The 6190-nt window shown below is 67.4% G+C and carries 5 protein-coding genes; all 5 read left to right on the top strand.

The annotated features are described in order from the left end of the window. On the top strand, positions 1-1561 hold a 1561-nt coding region (locus tag ACZ4SA_RS03255; protein WP_468269248.1), incomplete at its 5' end, for an alpha/beta fold hydrolase. Next, positions 1558-2124, top strand: a complete 567-nt coding sequence (locus ACZ4SA_RS03250; protein ID WP_468269246.1) for a hypothetical protein — start codon at positions 1558-1560, stop codon at positions 2122-2124. The genes ACZ4SA_RS03255 and ACZ4SA_RS03250, both read left to right, overlap by 4 nt. Before the next feature lie 85 nt (positions 2125-2209). Continuing rightward, positions 2210-2974: a class I SAM-dependent methyltransferase gene (locus tag ACZ4SA_RS03245; protein ID WP_468269244.1), complete on the top strand. Its 765-nt coding sequence runs from the start codon at positions 2210-2212 to the stop codon at positions 2972-2974. Further along, on the top strand, positions 2971-4689 hold the full coding sequence (locus ACZ4SA_RS03240) for an ABC transporter ATP-binding protein (protein ID WP_468269242.1): 1719 nt from the start codon (positions 2971-2973) through the stop codon (positions 4687-4689). The genes ACZ4SA_RS03245 and ACZ4SA_RS03240 overlap by 4 nt, the downstream gene beginning before the upstream one ends. A gap of 5 nt (positions 4690-4694) precedes the next feature. After that, positions 4695-6149 (top strand): phytoene desaturase family protein, encoded by a 1455-nt coding sequence (locus ACZ4SA_RS03235; RefSeq protein ID WP_468269286.1) that lies wholly within the window; start codon positions 4695-4697, stop codon positions 6147-6149. The last annotated feature ends 41 nt before the right edge of the window (positions 6150-6190 follow it).

Here is a 6190-nt window from a genome sequence, read left to right as displayed (position 1 = left end):
GAGGCCCTACTTGTATGCGCCGAGCACTCCGCGATCACCCAATCGGGACTCGCGTTCGATCGACAAGCCTCAAGATCGGTACGACAACAGCTACTCACACAGCACCCAAACGCAGGACGCCCTGATCTGGTACATCGCCTTGCAGGCGAACCTCTCCTACCTGGTGTCCGGTTGGGTCAAACTGCTCGGCGAGCCGTGGCGCGACGCCACAGCCCTCGGCGGCGTCATGCGGACCCGGACCTACGGCCACGAGCCCACATTCCGTCTGGTCGAGCGCTTCCCCAGGCAAGCCAAGTATCTGACGCACGGCGTACTGGCACTCGAATGCCTCTTCCCCGTGGCCTACCTGGCGGGCGGCCGCCTCGCTCGGCCGGTCATCGCCTCCGCTGCCGCCTTCCACGTCGCCAACGGATTCGTGATGGGACTCGGCCGGTTCGTCACCGCGTTCGTCTCCATGCACCCCATGGTGGCCTACACCTCGGCCCCCAAGTCCCATCCCTCCATCGCCGGACGGGACGACCGGGCGTTGGGTACGGCCGCCGTGCTGCTCGCCGGCTCTGCCGCCGCGGCCGGAGTGACCGCTGTGCAGCGCAGGATGCGCGCCCGAGACGGATGGCCGAGCTCACGTGTCGTCACAACTCGGCACGGGAACACACTGCAATACGAGACGGGTGGCGGCTCCGACCCGTCCAAGCCGGTCCTCGTCTTCGCGGCCGGCCTGGCGTCCACCTCGGAACACTTCGCATGGATCACCGAGCGGCTCGTCAAGGACTCCGGCTACGGCGTGCTGTCCTACGCACGCGCCGGGTACGCAGGCAGCGACCGCAGCAGCCAGGATTCCTACAGCCTTGACGAGTCGGTCGAGGACCTGGTCGACCTCATCACGCAGGCTGTCCCCTCCCACCGCCGGATCGTCCTCGTCGGCCACTCGCTCGGCGGCGAGATCTCCCGCCGAGCTGCCCCCCACCTCGACAACCGGCTGAGCGGCATCGTCTACCTCGACTCCTCCCACCCGGATGAACTCAACCGGTCGGCGACGCAGCGCGAGGCCGGCGACCAGCTCGGCCAGTCGATGTCCCTGATCACCTGGTCCTTGCGGCTCGGCATGGGCATCTTCATGGCGCGTCCCGATTGGCTCGAGAACCTCCCCCTCAACTACCGCAAGCGTGTGTTCGCTCAGTACACCGACGCCCGTATGTGGGTTGCCGCCCGCCGCGAATGGGACGCCGTCGAAGCCGATTTCAAGGCATTCCGTGGAGATCTGGACCCGGTTGATGCCAACGCCCTGGTGATCTCCGCACAGCGCAGCATCGACCAGTCGCCGGAGCAGCTGCTCATGCACCACGAGATCGCCGAAGCTCACCGTGGTGGCCGACGTCATGTCGAGACCTGGGTCGTCGAAGGCAGCGATCACGACACCATGCTCACTGACAGCAGGTACGCGCTGCGGATCGCAGACCGCATCATCGATTTCCTCGATGACACCCCGAACGGCGACGCCGCTGTTGCTGCCTCGCCCGGCGACGCCTCCACCACCACGTCACCAGGAGCGACCAAGTGAGGGCACTTCACCACGCCAAGTCGTTGTTCACCGGCCCCGGCGCCGCCGCGCGCATCCTCGGCGCTGCCTTCGTGGTCGGCACCGTCGCGGCCCAGCACCCCAACCCCGTCTTCAACCGGCTCCAGGCCAAGGACACCTTTTCGGTGCTCCCTAACTGGCGCTTCTTCGCACCCTCTCCGGCCATGCACGACTACCACTTCCTCTACCGCACTCTGGACGCGGACAACGTCACCTCGCCCTGGCGCACTCTGGAGGTCATCGCCGGACGGAAGATGAGCCAGATCTTCTGGTTTCCCGATCGCCGCCCGGAGAAGGCTGTCTTCGACGTGTGCGGCGAAGTCCTGCAGATGATGGACAAGGGCGGCTTCGACGCCGGCCTGCAGTCACCGCCGTACCGGCTGATCACCACCCACCTGCGGCATCTGCTGCGCTCCGAGGGACAGGAGACGGTCAAGGGATTCCAGTTCGCCCTGGCTCGCGACGGCGGATACGACACCTCGGTGGAACCAGACATGATCTTCATGTCGCCCTACACGTCCATGGATGCGGAGGCTGCGCTATGAGCGGTACCACGGTCATCATCTTCGCGATCGGCATCATCGTTGCGCTGTATTTCCTGTTCAGCACCACATCGAATAACAAGGACAAATGAGCGCCATAGATGACATCGGCTACGGTCAGCAGTTCCAGGGCTGGTACGACCGGATCTTCCCAAAGGACGCCCACGCCGACGCCACTGCTCATGTCCTGGCCGGGCTGCACCCCGACCCTGCCTCCGGGACCCTCGAGTTCGGCGTCGGCACGGGCCGCATCGCCATCCCGCTGTCCCATCGCCTCGGCCCGGTCACCGGCGTGGACTCGTCACCCGAGATGCTGCAGGCGCTGACAACCGACAGCACGGCCAAGAAGGCACCCGTCACAGCAGTGCACGGTGATATTCGCACTTACACCGATGACCGGACCTACGGCCTGGTGTACTGCGTGTGCAGCGTCGTCGGCCTGGTCACCGATCCCGACGACGAACAGCAGATCATCAGCCAGGCGGCCGGCCTCCTCGCCCCAGGTGGGCGGCTGGTCGTGGAGACCCACAACAAGCCCGGCATCGTTGCGCTGCACGAAGGGCGCCGACAGGCCACTTTCTTCACCCGCTACCCGGAGCCTGGCACCGGTCTGCAGACGCACGCCACGCTGCTAGGCGACATCTGGCAATGCCATCAGGTCTGGTTCGAAGCCGACGGCACTACCCGGGTCGGCTCAGAAGCCGTACGCCTTCTCGACCCCGACGACGTCGACGGCTACGCCGCCCAGGCAGGGCTCACCCCGCGCAGACGGCTCTCCTCCTGGGACGGCACCCCGTACACATCCGAGTCGCCCCTGTTCATCACCATCTACGAACGGGGAGACACCGCGTGAATGTATGGGAGACCGCGAAGCGGCACAGACCGCTACTGATCACCGGTATCATCCTCGGCCTTCTGGGGGCGGTTGCCTCGCTCGCCCAGCCGCTGCTCATCGGCGAATTGATCAGCGCCGTGGCCGAAGACAGCTCGCTCGTTTGGCCCATCGCCTCGATCGTCGCGCTGTTCTGCGCCGATGCCGTTCTCGCCGCAGCGCACGCCTACGCGATCGGCCGCGCCGGCGAGCACATCGTCTTCGACATGCGCCGGACACTCGTCAGCCGACTGCTGCGAGCCGACATGGCCGCCTTCGCACGCCTCGACCATGGGGACGTCTTCACCCGGGTCGTCACAGATACCTCCATCGCGCGCGTCTCCCTCTCTCAGTCACTGGCCCAGATCGTCACCTCTGGATTCATGGTTGTCGGAGGCATTGCCGCCATGGCCTGGATCGACTGGCCGCTGCTGCTTCTCAGCCTGGGCTGCCTCGGCGCGGCCAGCGCGGTCTCGCTCGTCCTGGCACGGCAGGTGCGGCTGGCCTCCCTGGGCAACCGGGAGGACACCAGTTCGTTCGGCTCTGGAGTGCAACGCGTCATGGTGGGGATGAGCACCGTCAAGACCTCACGTGCCGAGGAGCGTGAGAACGTCCGCATCACCGCCCTCGCCCGGCGCGCCCGCCGCTCCGGCATCCGTGTGAGCGCGATCTCCGCGATGCTCACGCCCGCCATGAACGTGGGCACCCAGGTGTGCCTCGCCGCGGTCGTGGGCTGGGGTATGTCCCGGGTCGCCACCGGGGCGATGCAGCTCTCGGACCTGACGGCCTTCGTGATGTACCTGTTCTACCTGGTCGCCCCCTTGGTAATGCTCTTCCTCGCCATTGGGGAGTTCCAACAAGGCCGGGCCGCGATCGACCGGGTCACCGAACTGTCATACCTCGATCAGGAGGAAGTCGTCGCGCCGCCCCCGGCCATGCTCCTCCCTGGGCCCGCCGTACGGTTCGACGAGGTGACCTTCGGCTATGCCCCGCCCCCCGCCGCACCTGTCGTCGAGGGGGTCTCGTTCACCGTGCCGGACCGCGGCCTGACCGCGATCGTCGGACCGTCCGGGGCCGGCAAGACCACCCTGTTCCAGCTCTTGGAGCGTCTCCACCGGCCCGGTGCAGGCTCCGTCCACCTGCGCGGCGTCGACATCGCCACGATGCCGCTGGACCAGGTTCGTAGCCTGGTCGGCTACGTCGAACAGGAGAGCGCGCTGATCCGCGGCACAATTCGGGAGAACCTCACCTACGCCAACCCGGACGCCGACGACACCGCCATCGCCCTCGCTGTCCAACTGGCCGGGCTCGCCGGCATCCTCACCAGCCTTCCCCAGGGGCTCGACACCCCGCTCGGCGAACGGGGCGCGGGGCTGTCCGGCGGTCAGCGCCAGCGACTGGCCATCGCCCGCACGCTGCTGCAGCGGCCCCAGGTGGTCCTGCTCGACGAAGCCACCGCCCACCTCGACAGCGATGCCGAAGCCGAACTCCGCGACACCATTGCCACGATTTCCCGACACTGTGCCGTCATCGCTATCGCCCACCGCCTCTCCACCGTCGTCGACGCCGACCGGATCATCGTCCTCGAAGCCGGCCGGGTACGCGCCACTGGAACCCACTACGAACTACTTGAATCCGACGAGCTGTACCAGCGCATCGCGACCCGGCAGTTGCTGACCGAGGATGCGGCCCGATGAGCGGCATGGTTGCGGACGCTGCCATTGTCGGCACCGGTCCGAACGGCATGGCCGCCGCCGTGACACTCGCGCGCGCGGGGCTGCGCGTGGCGCTGTACGAGGCGGCCGACACCATCGGCGGTGGCCTCCGCACCGAAGCGCTGTTCGACCAGGACGTAGTTCATGACCTGTGCTCCGCTGTGCATCCCATGGCGGCTGCCTCACGCTTCTTCCGCGACTTCGACCTGCCCGCCCGGGGCGTGGACCTGCTCCATCCCGAGATCAGCTACGCCCACCCCTTGGACAACGGACGGGCCGGCCTCGCCCACCGCGACCTGGAGAGAACCTGCTCCGAACTCGGACGGGACGGCGCCCGTTGGCGAAGCCTTATGCAGCCCCTGCTCGACCACAGCCAAGGAGTCGTCGACTTCGTTCTGTCCGGGCAGCGCACCATGCCCAAGGATGTGGTGGCGGCCGCCCTGGTCGCGCTGCGAACCCTGGAGCACGGTACGAGACTGGGCGCCGCCCGGTTCCACGGCGACCAGGCTGCGGCGCTGCTCACCGGGGTCACCGCACACGCAGTTGGCAAACTCCCGAGCATCGCCTCCGGTGCCGTCACCGCCCTGCTCGCCCACCTCGCGCACGGCACCGGTTGGCCCCTGCCCCGCGGCGGGAGCCGAAGCATCGCCGAGGCGATGGCCGCGGACATCACCGCGCACGGAGGCGTGTTCCACACCGGCCACCGCATCACCGACCTGAGTGAACTCGACGGCACCCGACTGCTGTTGCTCGACATCAGCCCTCGCGGCCTGCTGGAACTTGCCGGAGACCGGCTACCTCCACGCTACGCACGCCAGCTCCGGCACTTCCGCTACGGACCAGGAGCCGCGAAGGTCGACTTCCTCGTCTCGGATCCGATCCCATGGGCCAACCCCGACGTCGGCAGGGCGGGGACTGTGCACCTTGGGGGGACACACGCCGAGATGGTCCGGCAGGAGACGCTGACAGCACGGGGTGTACGCACCGACGAACCGTTCGTGCTCGTCGTCGACCCGGCAGTCACCGATCCCGGCCGTGCCATCCCAGGCAAACGTCCCGTCTGGGCGTACGCCCATGTCCCACATGGGGACCGCACCGACCCTGTACCCCTCGTCCTTTCGCGGATCGAACGGTACGCCCCGGGCTTCACCGACACAGTTCTCGCCGCACTCGGCACCCCGGCCGCCGAGATGGAACATCACAACGCCAACTACGTCGGCGGGGACATAGGTACGGGGGCGATGACCCTGACCCAGTCGATTCTCCGGCCAGTTCCCCGCATCGACCCCTACCCGACACCTCTGCCGGGGGTCTACCTGTGCTCGGCAGCGACCCCGCCCGGTCCCAGCGTCCATGGCATGTCGGGTCATCTCGCCGCACTCTCCGCCCTACGCCGCGAGTATGGCGTTCGCACCCGGCCCTTTCTGGGCCCTCGATCCTGATCCGTCAGCTTCGGGCTCCGTCAAGCACATACACCAGGAGA

It is taken from the genome of Streptomyces sp. NPDC027962 (assembly GCF_055566095.1).
The sequence above is the reverse complement of the archived record's forward strand: the minus strand, read 5'-3'. Positions and strand labels throughout refer to the sequence as shown.